Here is a 16406-nt window from a genome sequence, read left to right as displayed (position 1 = left end):
TTAATTATTATCCGTACTGATTAAATTTGTTAACCTTGAATCGAAAACAATAGAATCGGTGATTGAGCGTATTTTTGTTGGTGTAAAATGGTTATTTTGGGCTACAGCCTCTTCAATACTCATTAATCCTAATTGGCGTAAAGCAAAAATACCGGCAAGATTAATTCCACAATGTTGGGTATAACCAATTCCCCCCGAAGGGCGCATATTAATTTCAAGTAACAGCGGGCGACCTTGATGATTATGTCGAGTTTGTACATTTACAAGCCCATCTGCTTTCATCGCTGTTGCACACGCTTTACCTAATTCATAAGCTTCACCTGAAATTTCTAAATGTTGTATTGCCCCTTCTTTGCGCCGAGCAACCGCAGCAATAACAACACCTTGTTCAACCACCATATCCACGGAGTATTCAGGGCCAGGTAAATAAGGCATTAAGACTAAAGGTTCAAAACGTTCAACCGCTTTTAATGCCTCAAGATATTGTTGAGGATTGACTTGGCGATTTTCTGGGTGATTAAACAGCGCCATTGGTGAAACTTGATTATCAAATCGCCAAAAACCCATGCCATAAATCCCTTTTACGGGTTTGATACATAAAGGTATTTCGCCAAAAGGAGGCTCTTTTATATGCGCTTCTAGTTCATCAATAGATTCAATGTAAATAGAAGGTACTGCTGGAAGCCCACATTGTTCCATCGCTTGTGCAAATGCGACTTTATTATCAGCTAATTGAAGCTGTTCAAGTTGTGTGGCTCCGGTTGTTAATTTTACCCCTAACGACTCAATTTCTTGGCGGTGTAATTCAAACCATATGCTATTACGACCCGTGTGAATGGCGCTAACGTGATGCTGTTGTATAACATCAGCGATAAATTTTAAGCGTAATGTCTCTTCAAGAGGTTCATAAAAAGCGCCATCAGCAAGCGATAAAATTTCATTTCGAGTATGACGATGAGAGGCGAGCACAAAGATCTCTTGGTGCTGCTGTTTTGCAAAGTCTTTAACACTTTGAATTATATCGCGTTGTGATGATAAACCTTCCATAAACCAAACTGTGTTATTCATGACTCTGTATACCGTGAAATAAAAGTGTAGGGTTCAATGCTTATAATCATGAAGATTTCGAAGAACTGTGTCAATCATAATATGATTTATTTGAGTTAATTTTAAAATCAGGTTATTGATAGAGTTATTATTATGATTTTTTTGTGTTTTTAACATTTTTACATAATTAAATACCATTAATATCAATTATTTGACAAAACTTTAAGTTTGTATAAGAAAAATAGTCTTGCTCATGTACTTCATCATGATATGATGATTTTCATAATATGGAATTAATCACAAATGGCGTTATTGTTTCACTCTACCTCTGAAGGAATTTAATTATGGTTTCATTAAGCAAGAATCAAACAGTTTCTCTCAGTAAACAAGCACCTACACTGAGCCATTTAATGTTTGGTTTGGGCTGGGATCCGATTAAGAAAAAAGGATTATTAGGCGGTCTTTTTGGTGGTGGTGGTTCTATTGATTTAGATGCAAGTTGCGTATTGCTTGACGCAAGTGGCAATCAAATCGATACCATTTGGTTTAGAAAATTAAAATCAAGTTGCCAATCAGTTATTCACTCTGGTGATAACTTAACGGGTGACGGTGATGGCGATGATGAAACAATCTTCGTTGATTTAGACCGTTTACCAACAAATGTTGAATACTTGGTATTCACTGTAAACAGTTTCCGTGGACAAACATTTAATGAAGTTGAAAACGCATTCTGTCGTGTTGTTGATAAAGCAACTAACAAAGAACTGGTGCGTTATACCTTAACAGAGCAAGGCTCTCATACCGGTATCGTGATTGCTTCTTTACAACGTAATCATGGTCAATGGGATTTCACTGCGTTTGGTGCGCCTTGTAAAGGTCGTGTTATTAACGACATGATGCCCGATATTGTGGCTACGGTGGTGCGATAAATGAATATGACTCCAGGTGGGAATTTACCTGTTCCTAATCAGACATTAATCGTTAGAATTCAATCGGGTGCGCCTGTTGATGTGTCCGCTTTTAGACTTTATGCGTCAGGTAAAGTGAATGGCGACACCGATATGGTGTTTTATGGACAGACAGCGAATGATGATCGCACGGTTATCTATGCAACAGCAGGAAACAGCACATCTTTCACTGTAGATTTAGCGCGTTTACGTCCAGATGTTGAAAAAATTGCGTTTACAGCGACTTGTGACGGTCAACAAACTATTGCAAATTTACAACGATTATCAATTCAAGTTGATGCTAATAACGAAGTTGTAGCGAATGGTAATGTTGATATTAACGGTCGTTCTGAAGCTGCATTAATTTTAGGTGAATTATATCGTCGTAATGGTAGCTGGAAGTTCCGTTTTATCGCTCAAGGATTTAATGGCGGTTTACAGCCATTAGCTGAGCATTTTGGTGTTGATATTGCAGACGCTGAACCAGCACCAGCACCAGCACCAGCACCGAAACCAGCACCAAATCCGGTGAACTTAAGTAAAGTTTCTTTAACTAAAGAGAAACCAGCGATCAGCCTAACGAAGAAAGATGACTTCGGTAAAATTCGAATCAACCTTGATTGGCATCGCGAAAGTAAAAGTGGGGGCTCTGGGTTATTAGGTGGTTTGTTCGGAGGCAACAAAGGTATCGATTTAGATATAGGTGCATTTGTTGAACTTCAGCAAGGTCATAAGTCCGTTATTCAAGCATTAGGAAATGGTTTTGGTGATTTTAATCGAATTCCTTATGTTGAATTGCAAGGTGATGATCGTACAGGAGATGTTGCTGGTGGTGAATGGATCTTTGTAAATGGACGTGAATGGAAAAATATTAAGCAAGTGCTTATTTTCGCGTTTATTTATGAAGGTGTACCAAATTGGAGCAAGACTGATGGTGTGGTTACCATTCATGTACCTGATCAACCGCCTATCGAGACTCGCTTAACGGATGGTAATAATGGTCGTGGTATGTGTGCGATTGCCCGACTAGTTAATGAGAACGGATCAATAAAAGTTGAACGTCTCAATGAGTTTTTTAAAGGCCACCGTGATATGGATAATGCCTATGGGTGGGGATTTCGCTGGACAGCGGGTTCTAAGTGATCAAGTTGATATAAGGAAAAATAACATGAGTTTTTTTAACAAATTAAAAGAAGGTTTCAATACAAGCCGTTCTGAGTTAGCCAAGCAAGTTGGTCGCTTTAAAAATAAAAAATTTATGCAAGGTACTGTTGCAGTATGTGCGCGTATTGCCATTGCTAGTGACGGTGTCAGTTCTGAAGAAAAGCAGAAGATGCTTGGTTTTTTAAAAGCATCGGATGAACTTAAAGTTTTTGATACTTCTGAAGTTATCGAATTCTTTAATAAGCTAATCTTGAGTTTCGAATTCGATACTGAAGTCGGTAAAGGCGAAACCATGAAGTATATTCTGGCAATGAAAGATCAGCCAGAAGCTGCGCAATTAGCTATTCGTGTCGGTATTGCTGTTGCGAAAAGTGATGGTGATTTTGACAATGATGAAAAAGAAGCTGTGCGTGCTATTGCCATTGCATTAGGCTTTCAGCCCGCAGAATTTGGTTTGTAATTAATTTTATATAGGGAACCGTTCAGGAATTATTATGGTATCCACACATATTGGTTTTCCGACAGAAACTGTCATTGTCTTTGTTGTTCTTGCGATTGGCGCTATTTTTATCGACTTATTTATGCATCGTGCAGATAAGCCGGTAACGTTAAAGAATGCCATCTTTTGGTCTATATTCTGGGTTGCCATTGCAATGGTATTCGCAGGATTCCTTTATATTCACCATGGTGCAGAAGTTGCGAGCTTATTCGTAACAGGTTATGCATTAGAGAAAGTGCTTTCCGTTGATAACTTGTTTGTCATGATGGCGATTTTCTCTTGGTTTGCGGTACCTGATCGCTTCCGTCACCGCGTTCTTTATTGGGGTATTATCGGTGCTATCGTTTTCCGTGGGATCTTTGTTGCCATCGGTACAGGACTGTTAAGTTTAGGACCATATGTTGAGATAGTATTTGCCTTAATCGTTGCTTGGACGGCAGTAATGATGCTGAAAAGCGGTGATGACAGTGAAGAGATTGAAGACTATTCACAACATCTTGCTTATCGCTTAGTTAAACGATTTTTCCCTATATGGCCAAAAATCACTGGGCACGCTTTCTTATTAACACAAAAAGAAGTCGATGCTGAATTAGCAAAACCAGAAAACAAAGAAATTACTATTGGTCGTGGTACAAAAGCTGCGTTATATGCAACACCACTTATGCTGTGTGTGGCTGTTGTAGAGCTTTCCGATGTGATGTTTGCTTTCGACTCGGTTCCCGCTATTATCGCAGTAAGCCGTGAACCCCTCATTGTTTATAGTGCAATGATGTTCGCAATCTTAGGCTTACGTACGCTTTACTTCGTGTTAGAAGCGTTAAAACAGTATCTGGTTTACCTTGAAAAAGCGGTTATTGTGTTGTTGTTCTTTATTGCCGTAAAACTAGGTTTAAATGCAACAGACCATATCTGGCAACATGGATACAGCATCTCCGCGACAACTAGCTTATTTGTTGTGCTAGGTGTTCTTGCTCTGGGTATTATTGCAAGTTTCTTATTCCCAGAGAAAAAAGATGATGAAGGTAAGACAAATTAATAAATATTCTTGAAAAATCAGAATATTAAAAACAAGACTAAAGAGGTTATAAAATGAGCGTTTCTCTTTCTAAAGGTGGTAATGTCTCCCTGAGCAAAGCAGCCCCAACGATGAAAAACGTCCTTGTCGGACTTGGTTGGGATGCCCGTTCTACAGATGGTCAAGATTTTGACTTAGATGCATCTGTATTTCTGTTAGCTGCAAATGGAAAAGTGCGTAGCGATGCCGATTTCATTTTTTATAACAATTTAAGATCTGCTGATGGTTCTGTTGTTCATACCGGTGATAACCGCACAGGTGAAGGCGATGGTGATGATGAAGCGCTGAAAATCAAATTAGACATGATCCCAAATGATGTCGATAAGGTTATCTTCGTTGTCACTATCCATGATGCGCAAGCACGTCGCCAAAGCTTTGGCCAAGTATCAGGTGCATTTATTCGTTTGGTTAATGATGACAACCAAATCGAAGTTGCTCGTTATGACTTAACGGAAGATGCCTCAACGGAAACTGCAATGTTATTTGGTGAGTTATATCGCCATGGTACAGAGTGGAAATTCCGTGCTGTAGGTCAAGGTTATGCGGGAGGCTTAGGTTCAGTTTGTGCTCAATACGGTATTAATGCCTCTTGATAGCGGATCGATAAAATACTAACTACTGGCAGTCATAAGATATGATTGCCAGTTTATTCAATAAAGTAGGAGCTTTGATATGGCAGTTTCCCTCGTTAAAGGTGGTAATGTTTCTCTGACTAAAGAAGCACCAACAATGTCGGTTGCTATGGTTGGTCTAGGATGGGATGCCCGCGTGACAGATGGCGCAGAGTTTGACTTAGATGCGTCAGTATTCATGGTAGGTGAAGATGGAAAAGTACTTTCAGACGCTAGTTTTATCTTCTTTAATAACAAAGTGAGTCAATGTGGAAGCGTTGAACACCAAGGAGATAACCGTACAGGGGAAGGCGACGGTGATGATGAACAAGTTAAAATCACGTTATCAAAAGTCCCTGCTGAAGTGAAAAAATTGGTATTCGCGGTTACTATTTATGATGCAGAAAACCGTAAACAAAACTTTGGTATGGTTAGCAACAGTTTTATGCGCGTTTATAACAACGACAATAACACTGAAATTGCACGTTTTGATCTTTCTGAAGATGCATCAACAGAAACTGCAATGATCTTTGGTGAGCTATATCGCCATGGTGCAGAGTGGAAATTCAAGGCAGTTGGTCAAGGTTTTGCGGGTGGCTTAAGTGCATTAGCATCACAGCACGGCGTAAATATCTAAGACTCTATTATATAGCCCTCGCTTTTGCGGGGGCTATTTGTTATGTCGATAAGAAAAGAGCAAGTCATTAAGACTCTTTTTTTGTGGTTACTTTGATAGGTGAATGTTTAGATTTACGACGACCAGTATGAAAGTGGCGCCAATGAGGATCTTGTGCGGCAAAAAGTAATTCATGATCGCCACGAGAGTCTCCCCAAGCTCTTAAATGATATTGTGTTAAATCCCCATAAACACTTTCTAATCGTTTGATTTTTTCACCGCAACGACAGTTATTACCAATAATTTTACCTGTTAATACACCTTCAACAACTTCAAGTGTTGTACCAATTAATTTAATGCCTAAGCGGTCAGCAAATGGTTGTAATACCATTGCAGGTGATGCAGAGCAAATCGTTACTTCAGCATTGCTATTCACTTCTTCTGCAACAGCTAGTAAGCCTGTAGGGCGCATTAATTTGCTCCAGTAAAGCTTACAAAATTCTTCTGCTTTTTCTTTTAACCATTGCTCATCAATATTGGTTAGGAAGGTTTTAATCAACACTTCTTTTAACTCATCGCGCGTGAGTTTGCGTCTAAAACAACGCAATGTTGGTAATACCATTTTAATCAAACGGCGTGAGAATTTACGTTTACCAAAGGCGAATTTTAGAAAAGGGATAAAACTGTCGTGATAGGTTAGCGTGCCATCAAAATCAAACACTGATAACGTTTTTACGGTGTTTTTCGCGTTTTCAAATTGGGGTTGCATACAGGATAAGGCTCCGTAAATCATCAGAGTTTTTAAGGTCATTAAGCTTATTATATCACTGTTCTCAAAATGAGACAGTGTGTCTATTGGTTATTCAAAATGACTATTTTTTATGTGTACAAGTACAAATTATTTACACAATGAATAAAAGATATTTTATAAAACAATAAGCTGATTATTTTAAATGTAGATATTAACTATTGATGGATTAGTATTATTAAAAATAAAAATATTAACTTATCGCTTTTATTTGGGGATAATCTATTGAAGTTAAATTGGCTAATTAATGATTTATTAGGTATCTATCTATTTATTACATTCTATTTTGTTTATCTACTTGAGTAGATAAGCGGGTAGTTTAGTTCACTATTCATTATTTTTATTGTTTAAAACTGTATAGACATAATATAGTAAAGTAAAACTTATGATTAATAATCTTTAAACAACTAATAAAAGCTGAAAATTTAAGAAGTTTTCTGTGTTAATTTTATTTTTCTAGAGCATTCAATATTTATTAATTTGTGTGGCGTTTAAATTCTTTACTTATTTTTTAGTTTTAATCAAAGTCAAAACTTAGTTACCCGTCAATTAATAACACTAAAATACTATTTCGTTATGGTATATTATCTTAGTTAACTGTTTAAAAGCAGAGTAAAAGACTAATGAATATCATTGATTGAAATTTGTAATAAGTGTTTGTATTGATAATTCTGATTAATGAGTAAATAAAATCTATTTCGTGCCGATAAATGAGTATATTTGTAATATTTTATTGCCGGGGTAGATTATTTCATGAGTATTGAAAGATCAGCTAAAGTAGGTTCTATCATACTATTAGCTATTTTCTTATTATCATCTGTATTGTCGTCGTTTTTTATTTATAGAATGCAAGAAAACTTCGCATCATTGGATTCCTTGAATACCAGATTGAATAATGTGCAAGAAGCAAGGTATGAATTAGCGACCATTCGTTCTCACGTCAACTACCTAATGTTGTTGAAAACAATGACGGATGAGAATAAACAAGAAACAATTAAATCACTTGTTACTGAAGCAAAAGCGCTGGCGACAAAATCAAAAGCAACGATTACACATTGGGTAGGCGTGAAGAAGATAAGTCCTGATGCTCAACGAAATTCAGAACAACTATCAGTGCTATTCTATTATCTTCTCGATGAGCTGATTGCACCTATCGATACGCTAGATTACACAGAATCAAACCTCTCCAATGATTTTAATCGCTTATCTGATCTCTTTGATGAATATCTTATTATCACTAAAGGTGTAAATGATGACATTAAAGCGCAGCAAGCTTGGATGGTACAGTTGTCACTTTACACGACTATTATTGCCCTTGGGATCATTCTTGTTCTTCTTTATATTGTTATCCGTTGGGTCAATAAAACGTTTATCTTTAATTTAAATACACTCTCAGCCATTTTACAGAAAGTGGGAGAGGGAGATTTAAGTTTTACTCTACCTAAGAAACGAAATGATGAGTTTGGCACCTTGTTCTCTAATGTGGGTGACATGCAAACTGCACTAACATCGACTATTCAACTTGTTAAAGAAGAAGCACTAGAGATCAAAAAAGGTTCGGCTGAAATTGCTTCGGGCAACCAAGATCTCTCTTCACGTACAGAGGAGCAAGCAAGTGCTCTGCAACAAACAGCAGCAAGTATGGAAGAGATAAAAATCGCAGTAGTAAATAATACTGATAATGCGATTTTAGCAAACTCGATTACCGCAGAAACCCGCGATTTAGCAATTGATGGCTCTAACATTATGAATGATGCCATTAACTCAATGAAGAAGATTGAGGTAGGAACATTAAAAGTCGCTGAAATCAATGATGTGGTTAATAACATAGCAAGCCAAACGAATATTCTGGCATTAAATGCTGCTGTTGAAGCTGCTCGAGCAGGTGAACAAGGCCGTGGATTTACGGTTGTTGCAACAGAAGTGAGAAACTTAGCAGCAAGAAGTGCAGATGCGGCACGTGAAATTAACCAGATAATTAGAGAATCCGTTGCGGATGTGGCTCATGGTCGTGAATTAGTGAATAGAACGGGTGAGCATATGCAAGATATCGTTTCTTCTATTACTAAAGTCAGCGATATTATGCAAGGTATTAGTATTGCATCAGAAGAGCAAAAAGTGGGTATTGAACAGATCGCAGTCGCTATTAACCAAATGGATTCTGTTGTTCAGCAAAATGCCGCTTTAGTTGAACAAGGCGCGACTTCTACGATGATTCTAGATGAGAAAGCACAAAATTTAACAGATAAAGTGTCGGTCTTTAAGGTTAAAGAACAAGACTAATAGGTTAAATTAGTTAGTTAATATCGTATGTAAAATAAGCTCACTTTGAGCGAGATAGTAGAGTGAGCTTTTTCCTTTTTGTTCTATCAGTATGGGAGATCTGTTGATAGTGAGAAATAAAAATATATCAAATAAAAAGGTCGGTTTTTAAAAAGTGAGTTTTGTATAAAAGTTTAAAAAAACAACTTTTATACAACAACTCACTCGAGATGAATGTATAAAAATTTTTATACATACGACATAATAACAAAAGCAAAGGCTGAGAATGGTCCAGGCTCTACTTGACCAGTGGGAGTGAAAAGAGTGGAGGTAACTGTAAATCTGTTATCATTAGCAGATAGATTGAACAGAGTCCTATTTACAGCAGGTTTATCATTAATAGTGAGTAAGCTATATAGTTCATTTTCTTTTAATCTTACTCTAGTGCCTATATAAGGATTACTATTTTCTTCATTAGGACTCATTAACGATAAATACATCTTGGCTTCATAGTTACAGCGAATGATAAATTCACCAGACACAGTATTTCCTGCCACTTCATCTACAACAAGTTCGCCGTGATCCAAATCAATTCCTGTTGTCTCTAAAGAACATTCTACATCAGGTGGGTTAGGTAGACTACTGCACTCCCCTCCAGCCATTATTTTATATGTCCCACCATCACTACCCGAGTCAGATATACCAAGTGCACCACACCATATGGTACCTTCGGCTGTTCTATTTGGTGCTGATGACTGGTGTACATAATAGTAAGTACCGATATGGTTATAGAGTGCTGTTAAAGCGTCACCAACAGTTGTACCTTTAAAAAAAGTCTTTGTTTGTCCGACATCGAGATAACGCGTATCGTCAAGGCCATGAGATAAAGTTTGTGTGTTTACGCCTAGCCAACATCCGTTCAAACAATTAGCATTTAAGGGTTCCTTTGATTTTAAACCCTCCTCACTTAGATACAACACCGCAGTATATTCGAACTGTTTACCCCACTCAGCATTTGGATTAATTCTATAACTGGGAATACTTACATACCAAGCATTATTAGCAAAAGATAACATGGGGAGAAATAATAGAAATACAAATAACTTTCTCATAATATATGACCTTATGGATATTCCAATACGAATGTCGCTGTCGCCAAAAACTCACCAAAACCTAGTGACTTATTCTTTAATACTCTATCATCACCTTTAACAAAGGCTTTAAAAGCTAAAGCGTTATAGCCACTAATTAAATTCATAGCTTTTGTACTTTGGTTTAGGGGTAAAAATTTTCCATTATCTGTTTCTATCCCAATCCCTACCCCAGAGGCGACACTACTGCTATCCAATGCAAGAAAACCACCTAGTCCCTCACCGAAAGAAGGCTTCCCAGTAAAAGTAACAATAACAGAATTGGCTATATTAGTTTTACAATCATCTAATTCAATAGAAAAAGGAATACTACGTGTTCTATCGTGTATATAAAGATATTTGCCAATAATCTCGCCAAATTCTACATTTATAATCTTATTTCTTACTTTACAAGGAGCGTTTAATATTGAACCATGAATATAGATATTAGTCTGATAATTTCCTGAAGAAGCAGAATAGGAAATATTAGGTATAAAAATAAGAGTAAATATTATTAAAATTATTTCTTTTATCATTTTCATAATAAATATCTCTATTCATAATATAGTAAAAAGTAAATAATTGCTGTATAGTTGCTCGCTTTTAAATCTTGAGAGATTCGTACTGGTGCTAAATTGTAAGTCAAAATATTTTGCCCAGGCTGCAAAATCTCAGGTGTCGAATATTCATTCAATGATATTGTCTTTTTATCTTTATCAAGAATAGCTAAACCAAAACCTTCTGCGTTAGTAACAGAAACTAGATTAGGGTAAAAAGGAACTGTTTTGGCATAAAATTTTATTTTAACAGATGGTTGAATATGACTCCAAAAAGAAGTACCCAACTTTTCATTTGTTGCACTTGCTGGTGTTCTAATACAATCTATTAGTTCAATAGAAAAGGGTATTGATTTATTGACTTTCCCAATATTTTTAAGCTCAGCGGTACCAATAACACCTAAATCAATTTCTTGATATTTAGATGTCATTGCTAACTTGCAAGGACTTTCAACAAGAGAGCCATAAACATAAAGCTGCCCTCTAGCACCATCAATACCTTCAGTACTAGTGTACGGTCGGAATAGTGTTTGATTTGGATCTTTTTGTGCCATTGCATTTAAAGATAAAGAAAAAACAACTAATCCAACAACTTTATACAAAATAAAATTTGATAGTTTCATTATCAGCCTTTTTCTTTTACAGCGCATTTATTGCTTACGCAAGAAAAAGATACCTGAGAACGTCCACCATAATCATTAATATACGTAATCACAGGTTTAGAACCTAATACTGATGGATTAACATTTATAGTATCTTTACCAAATGGCGCTAGCATAACTGCATTGAAATTAGGATCTGTTTTGCTTTTTTCATCCTTTGCCATATTAACAATAGTAACATAATAGGGCGTTGGATTTTCAATAGTGTAGTTGCTACCATTTTCTTGTAGCACTACCTTTTCTTGCCATGGATTATTAATAATATCCGTTCCACTCATAACTAACTTTTCTGGTCTATAGAAAAGTTTAATCTTAGTTTGTAACGCTAGTTGTAAAACATTAACTTTTTCACTCTTAGGTGGAATCTCTCTTAGATTAAAATAAAATATACTTTCTCTGTCTTGTGGTAATGTTTGTAAGACATTAATAGCTTCTATTTTAACTTGCGTCGGTTTTCCAGGTTCAACTCGCTGTACAGGAGGAACAACAACAAATGGCGACTGGATTTTAACGCCCTTATCATTTTCTATCCACGCTTGAGCAAGATAAGGTAGTTTTTCACTTGTATTTGCAACATTTAAAGAAACAGATTTTTTATTTCCTTCAAATATCACTCGTGTACGGTCTAAGGAAAGTGCTGCTTGTGCACTCGTGGAAATAACACATAATAACCCGATACAAAAACTTTTATTTAGAATAGTCATAACGTCAGCTCTATTAGAATTAATTTTTTATTCCATAACATTGGAACATACTAGTATTAAAGATTGGCCATTGTTTTCTATTTTATCAGGGAAATTAATTTGGCATTTTTTATTTCCACCCCAGCTAACAGTCATTGATTCATTTGGATTAATACCTGTTATATAAGCATTACCAAATTCACCTACTATGCCGGTATTTCTATCTTTCGAATTCGTTATTTGAGCTGCAAAAGGAGGATAACTTCCATCACTTAACCTAATAACAACCATTAATTTCATACCTGAATTAACTTCAAATTTACGATAACCAATAGCACCTTCAGTCAACGTTGCTAATAATACGTTGTCATTAACCTCAGCATTCTCAGGAAGGTTATTAATATCAATTTTAATTTTATTTTTATAATAACTATTCACTTCAGGTAAGACAGCCTTGCCGAAAGCATTTGTATAGACAGGAGTGCTATATCCTTGAACAGGGATATTTGCAACACCATCGGTATCAACTAACAGACGTGTACCACCAGGTAAACTACTTCTATGTATGGCCCCACCATTCATTGTCATAGTCAAACCACCCTGCACATTCAAACCAAATGCAGTATATTGATTATGAACATAATCTGCTGTCCCGCTTAACTTAGCATTATTCATTTCATGATAAATATAAGCATTAGCAAGACCTCCTTTACGTTGATTACCCGCACTTATTCTATATGAAGTATTTTCATCAATGCGATTGAAGAAGCCAACGCTATTTGAAATATTATTATCATTATCAATGTTTGAACTATAACTTAAATTACCACCAGTTCCCCAAGGCATGGTCATACTTACATAAGCACCTTGGTCATTACCCCAATTACTTTTATTTTTAAAGAGACTTAATGATAAAGATAAATTTTTATAATTGCCGATATCAAAATATTTTATTGCAGTGAAATCATAACGGTTTTGGTCAGGTTGATTCCAATATGTTTGGTAACGATAATTTAAACCTGTTGAAAGTCGATAATCTCTAAAGTTTTTACTTAGTGTAACGGTATATAATTCTTTTTGGTGATTTTCCCGAATACCATTATTTTGTTGAGCATTTAAAAATTGAGACATACTCATAAAATCACGTTCAGAAAAACGGTATCCAGCAAATTGTATTTGGCTATCTATATCATCAAATCTTTTCGAATAACTGATTCGATATGAACGACCTTGGTACTTATCTTTGTCACCACCATTATAAAGCTTAGCAATAGATTGAGTTACATCAAATGACAGTGCACCAAATGCAAGTAAATCACGTCCAAAACCAACAGAAAACGCATTATAATTTTGGCTATTAATACTACCTGCAAATAATGACCAACCGTTTGTTACACCCCATGAGAACTCACCTGTGGCAAATACATCCCCATTAACTCGGTGATCCATATCTGCTGGGCGTCCAAAAGCGACTTTATATCTCACTTGTCCAGGACGAGTTAGATAAGGTATTGTTGCAGTATTAACTTGATACTCTTGAACACGTCCATCTTGCTCTTCAACTCTAACGTCTAAAGTACCACTAACAGCACTACTTAAATCTTGAATACTAAAAGGTCCGGCGGCAACCTGAGTCTGATAAATAATTCGTCCTTGTTGCGAAATAATGACTTGAGCACTGGTCTGTGCGACACCATTAACCTCTGGAGCATATCCACGTAAATTCGGTGGTAACATAGATAAGTCAGAACCTAATACCGCACCAATAAATCTAAATGTATCAAATAGATCAGATTCTAAATAAACTTCTCCCAACGTTAATTTAGCTTTTAGCTGGGAAATTGCACGATAAGCATAAAATCGGCTCCACTTAAAATCTGTATTTACAGCATCTTGAGATCCTGTACCATGGTTTAAACGTCCTTGCCAATCACCACGGACACGCCAAACACCTAAGTTAATACCAGCAACACCATTACTATTTAATGAATATGTATTATTTCCTGACTTATGGGGTCTATTTGTTTTAGCATTTAAATTGTAGTCAAATATAAGTCCAGAGATACCTTCATCCCAACGAGAAGCTGGCTCCCATGTTGCATCTGAATATTCGATATAGGCTTGAGGTATGCTAATATTTAATGTCAATGTACCGAGATCACCAGTATAACTTGCACCAGAGAGTGAACTCCAATCAAGACAACTTCCATCATTGAGCCAAGTGATTTGTTTCAGTATTTCTGGTTTTAGGGCTAATAATGAAACTTGTTCTGGTGATAAACAGACTGAACTACCTGTTTCTCGAGATTCATCAGCATAAAAAGTGATTGGTTGTTCAGCAATAACATTTTGGTTAAGCTGAATTTTTAATGTGTAGGTTCCTGGTAGAATATACCCTGATTTAGAAAACTGGGTGACATCAATATTTTCGCCATCTTCTAAATTAAACATATTTGAACTAAATTCAAATGTGTTTGAATATGCCGGATTAAAAATAAAAAAGGCACTTATTATGATCAGTTTCCTTACTAATACATTTTTTATTTTCAATAATAACATTATGATTATCCGAATAATTAGAATCAGTAATAACTGATTCTATAAATAATAATAGTATGAAAATCACCTGCTCTTATATCAGAGCCATCAGCAATAAGTCTTAATTTATAATTTAAAAACATATCCCCAGGTGAGATCTGTATTTTATCCATACTCTTTCCTGGTATAGCTAACTGCTCACTGGTATCTTTTATTTGCAAAACAACGCCTTTTGCGTCTCCATTAACGGTATAATAATTACCATTATTAGCGCCATCAAAAGTTACATCGAAACTTTCCCATTGAAAATTTTCTTTTGTTGTTGACACCAACTGGCAATCTATCAATTTAATTGAAAACGCTTTTTCTGGAGATGCACCATATTGGGACATATATGAAATAGGAATAATACCTAAATCTATAGATTGATCCGCACTTCCTGTATCAATTAAGCAAGGTGTCTCAACTATAGTTCCCCTCATATCAACTCGACCATGTCCTTGTTCTGTGGACGAATACGTATATGAAGTGACTAATAATAATGATAAAAGAGATATCAATTTTTTCATTAATAGTTCCAATTAGTAGAACAGGTCAGTTTTATTTAAATAAAACTGACCTGCTATTTCTTATTGGTATGCTAAAGTAAAGTTAGCGGTTGCGTAGAATTCACCAACTTTAATAGCGTCATCACCTGTACCGCCTAGACCTTTCACATAAGAAGCAAATTGTAGAGTGTTAGGACCAGTAGTTAATTGGTGTGGTTTAGTGGCAACGTTGTTCAATACTTTGCTGTTACCAGAAGTAATTGCAATACCAGCACCCATTCCCTCTTTGCCATCAAATCCAACTAAGTTGGTATTTTGACCTGCATCAGTGAAGCTAAATGTAGTAGTAACTTGTTTATCAGTTAAGTCGGAAATATCACAGTCAGCTAATTCAATGTTAAATGTTTTAACATGACTTTCGCCTGAGTTACTATTAGCGGCCAGTGCTTTACGAGATATTTGGCCGAAATCAACTTCGATTGGGTTTTCTGATTCTATTGAGCATGGAGCATCAATAATATAACCATGGAATTTAACTTGACCAGAACCTTGACCTTGTCCACCAGCAGCAAATGCTGATGAACTTAAAGCTACGGCAGTAGTAATTAAAGTAGCAACAATAACCTTTTTCATACTTTTCCTCTATAATATAAGTAACATCTTATTAACTCTAACAGATGAACACTTTAAATAATGATGGATATAAGCATCTTATCTCCATAACCATACAAACATAATATTCCTTTTAATTTTAAGGAATATTATGTTTACTCATTAAGGTAATACGAATAGAATAAATTTTTAGCTTGATGTGAAAATAAAATAATACTTATTTAGTGTGTGATGTTCATTAGCTATTAATTTAAATAAAAATATTAAAGAAACTCTTTGTTTTAGGAGTTCAATATTAATAGAGACGTTTAGGATATAAGTATAATAATGAATGTATTGGCTGTAATATTACAAACATTACATTTATATCTAAATGCTTGTTTTTTTGGTATTTAATAACTTAGCCAGTTTTTTACCCGTTATTAATCCATTAAACATGTTTTTGTGAACTCTATTTGTTTCTTTTCCAACTATTTTTATGAAAAAGTCTAATGTCACATTTATTATAACAATCACATAGCCTATTTACCTATTCATATTATTTTATGCCTAGTCATTTTTAATGAACACAATAAAATAATTTTCTTCATTACGTTCTTGACTAAACAAGTTACTCGAGATGTTTTATAAAATCAAGACACTGAAAA

The 16406-nt window shown here is 35.6% G+C and carries 16 protein-coding genes; 7 read left to right on the top strand and 9 right to left on the bottom strand.

What is annotated here, in order from left to right; all coding sequences use genetic code 11:
• Nucleotides 1–1068 (bottom strand): ATP-grasp domain-containing protein, encoded by a 1068-nt coding sequence (locus DK858_RS03575; RefSeq protein WP_109396253.1) that lies wholly within the window; start codon nt 1066–1068, stop codon nt 1–3.
• 323 nt (nt 1069–1391) lie between these two features.
• Between DK858_RS03575 and DK858_RS03570 the strand changes: the two genes are divergently transcribed.
• The 6 genes from DK858_RS03570 to DK858_RS03545 all read left to right on the top strand — a co-directional run bounded on the left by DK858_RS03570 (nt 1392) and on the right by DK858_RS03545 (nt 5980).
• Complete coding sequence (locus tag DK858_RS03570; RefSeq protein ID WP_109396252.1) at nt 1392–1976, top strand: TerD family protein; 585 nt, start codon at nt 1392–1394, stop codon at nt 1974–1976.
• Nucleotides 1977–3137, top strand: a complete 1161-nt coding sequence (locus tag DK858_RS03565; RefSeq protein ID WP_109396251.1) for a TerD family protein — start codon at nt 1977–1979, stop codon at nt 3135–3137.
• Between the two features lie 25 nt (nt 3138–3162).
• Nucleotides 3163–3618 carry a tellurite resistance TerB family protein gene (locus DK858_RS03560; RefSeq protein WP_072064327.1) on the top strand — a complete coding sequence of 152 codons (456 nt, stop codon included), beginning with the start codon at nt 3163–3165 and terminating at the stop codon, nt 3616–3618.
• A 34-nt stretch (nt 3619–3652) separates the two neighbouring features.
• Nucleotides 3653–4693 (top strand): TerC/Alx family metal homeostasis membrane protein, encoded by a 1041-nt coding sequence (locus DK858_RS03555; protein ID WP_109396250.1) that lies wholly within the window; start codon nt 3653–3655, stop codon nt 4691–4693.
• Nucleotides 4694–4746: 53 nt separating this feature from the next.
• Entirely contained in the window at nt 4747–5325 is a 579-nt protein-coding gene (locus tag DK858_RS03550; RefSeq protein ID WP_006536043.1) for a TerD family protein, read from the top strand.
• A 79-nt stretch (nt 5326–5404) separates the two neighbouring features.
• Nucleotides 5405–5980 carry a TerD family protein gene (locus tag DK858_RS03545; RefSeq protein ID WP_098941942.1) on the top strand — a complete coding sequence of 192 codons (576 nt, stop codon included), beginning with the start codon at nt 5405–5407 and terminating at the stop codon, nt 5978–5980.
• 67 nt (nt 5981–6047) lie between these two features.
• Here DK858_RS03545 and DK858_RS03540 read toward each other — a convergent pair whose 3' ends face one another.
• A complete protein-coding gene (locus DK858_RS03540) occupies nt 6048–6728 on the bottom strand; it encodes an HAD family hydrolase (protein ID WP_109396249.1) in 681 nt (226 codons plus the stop codon).
• A 792-nt stretch (nt 6729–7520) separates the two neighbouring features.
• Here DK858_RS03540 and DK858_RS03535 point away from each other — a divergent pair.
• Nucleotides 7521–9050, top strand: coding sequence for a methyl-accepting chemotaxis protein (locus DK858_RS03535; RefSeq protein WP_109396248.1), 1530 nt, complete (start codon nt 7521–7523; stop codon nt 9048–9050).
• A gap of 227 nt (nt 9051–9277) precedes the next feature.
• Here DK858_RS03535 and DK858_RS03530 read toward each other — a convergent pair whose 3' ends face one another.
• Genes DK858_RS03530 through DK858_RS03500 form a run of 7 tightly spaced genes read right to left on the bottom strand, consistent with a single transcriptional unit; the run spans nt 9278 to nt 15780 of the window.
• Nucleotides 9278–10141, bottom strand: a complete 864-nt coding sequence (locus DK858_RS03530) for an MrpH family fimbial adhesin (RefSeq protein WP_109396247.1) — start codon at nt 10139–10141, stop codon at nt 9278–9280.
• Nucleotides 10142–10152: 11 nt separating this feature from the next.
• Nucleotides 10153–10701, bottom strand: a complete 549-nt coding sequence (locus DK858_RS03525; protein WP_109396246.1) for a fimbrial protein — start codon at nt 10699–10701, stop codon at nt 10153–10155.
• Between the two features lie 11 nt (nt 10702–10712).
• Nucleotides 10713–11339, bottom strand: coding sequence for a fimbrial protein (locus tag DK858_RS03520; protein WP_162556453.1), 627 nt, complete (start codon nt 11337–11339; stop codon nt 10713–10715).
• A gap of 2 nt (nt 11340–11341) precedes the next feature.
• Nucleotides 11342–12082 carry a fimbria/pilus periplasmic chaperone gene (locus DK858_RS03515; RefSeq protein ID WP_109396244.1) on the bottom strand — a complete coding sequence of 247 codons (741 nt, stop codon included), beginning with the start codon at nt 12080–12082 and terminating at the stop codon, nt 11342–11344.
• 27 nt (nt 12083–12109) lie between these two features.
• The gene (locus DK858_RS03510) at nt 12110–14620 is read right to left on the bottom strand and encodes an outer membrane usher protein (RefSeq protein ID WP_109396243.1); all 2511 of its coding nucleotides are present in this window, start codon (nt 14618–14620) and stop codon (nt 12110–12112) included.
• Nucleotides 14621–14643: 23 nt separating this feature from the next.
• The gene (locus DK858_RS03505; RefSeq protein WP_109396242.1) at nt 14644–15168 is read right to left on the bottom strand and encodes a fimbrial protein; all 525 of its coding nucleotides are present in this window, start codon (nt 15166–15168) and stop codon (nt 14644–14646) included.
• 60 nt (nt 15169–15228) lie between these two features.
• Nucleotides 15229–15780: a fimbrial protein gene (locus DK858_RS03500; protein ID WP_109396241.1), complete on the bottom strand. Its 552-nt coding sequence runs from the start codon at nt 15778–15780 to the stop codon at nt 15229–15231.
• Between the last annotated feature and the right edge of the window lie 626 nt (nt 15781–16406).

This window comes from Proteus faecis (assembly GCF_003144395.1).
Lineage (GTDB): Bacteria > Pseudomonadota > Gammaproteobacteria > Enterobacterales > Enterobacteriaceae > Proteus > Proteus faecis.
The sequence above is the reverse complement of the archived record's forward strand: the minus strand, read 5'-3'. Positions and strand labels throughout refer to the sequence as shown.

Bases quoted from the DNA above. Each gene is read 5' to 3' on its own strand.
- DK858_RS03555 (WP_109396250.1), top strand. From the start codon at position 3,653: ATGGTATCCACACATATTGGTTTTCCGACAGAAACTGTCATTGTCTTT.
- DK858_RS03530 (WP_109396247.1), bottom strand. From the start codon at position 10,141: ATGAGAAAGTTATTTGTATTTCTATTATTTCTCCCCATGTTATCTTTT.
- DK858_RS03515 (WP_109396244.1), bottom strand. From the start codon at position 12,082: ATGACTATTCTAAATAAAAGTTTTTGTATCGGGTTATTATGTGTTATT.
- DK858_RS03565 (WP_109396251.1), top strand. From the start codon at position 1,977: ATGAATATGACTCCAGGTGGGAATTTACCTGTTCCTAATCAGACATTA.
- DK858_RS03500 (WP_109396241.1), bottom strand. From the start codon at position 15,780: ATGAAAAAGGTTATTGTTGCTACTTTAATTACTACTGCCGTAGCTTTA.
- DK858_RS03570 (WP_109396252.1), top strand. From the start codon at position 1,392: ATGGTTTCATTAAGCAAGAATCAAACAGTTTCTCTCAGTAAACAAGCA.
- DK858_RS03560 (WP_072064327.1), top strand. From the start codon at position 3,163: ATGAGTTTTTTTAACAAATTAAAAGAAGGTTTCAATACAAGCCGTTCT.
- DK858_RS03525 (WP_109396246.1), bottom strand. From the start codon at position 10,701: ATGAAAATGATAAAAGAAATAATTTTAATAATATTTACTCTTATTTTT.
- DK858_RS03540 (WP_109396249.1), bottom strand. From the start codon at position 6,728: ATGCAACCCCAATTTGAAAACGCGAAAAACACCGTAAAAACGTTATCA.
- DK858_RS03535 (WP_109396248.1), top strand. From the start codon at position 7,521: ATGAGTATTGAAAGATCAGCTAAAGTAGGTTCTATCATACTATTAGCT.
- DK858_RS03510 (WP_109396243.1), bottom strand. From the start codon at position 14,620: ATGTTATTATTGAAAATAAAAAATGTATTAGTAAGGAAACTGATCATA.
- DK858_RS03550 (WP_006536043.1), top strand. From the start codon at position 4,747: ATGAGCGTTTCTCTTTCTAAAGGTGGTAATGTCTCCCTGAGCAAAGCA.
- DK858_RS03545 (WP_098941942.1), top strand. From the start codon at position 5,405: ATGGCAGTTTCCCTCGTTAAAGGTGGTAATGTTTCTCTGACTAAAGAA.
- DK858_RS03575 (WP_109396253.1), bottom strand. From the start codon at position 1,068: ATGAATAACACAGTTTGGTTTATGGAAGGTTTATCATCACAACGCGAT.
- DK858_RS03520 (WP_162556453.1), bottom strand. From the start codon at position 11,339: ATGAAACTATCAAATTTTATTTTGTATAAAGTTGTTGGATTAGTTGTT.
- DK858_RS03505 (WP_109396242.1), bottom strand. From the start codon at position 15,168: ATGAAAAAATTGATATCTCTTTTATCATTATTATTAGTCACTTCATAT.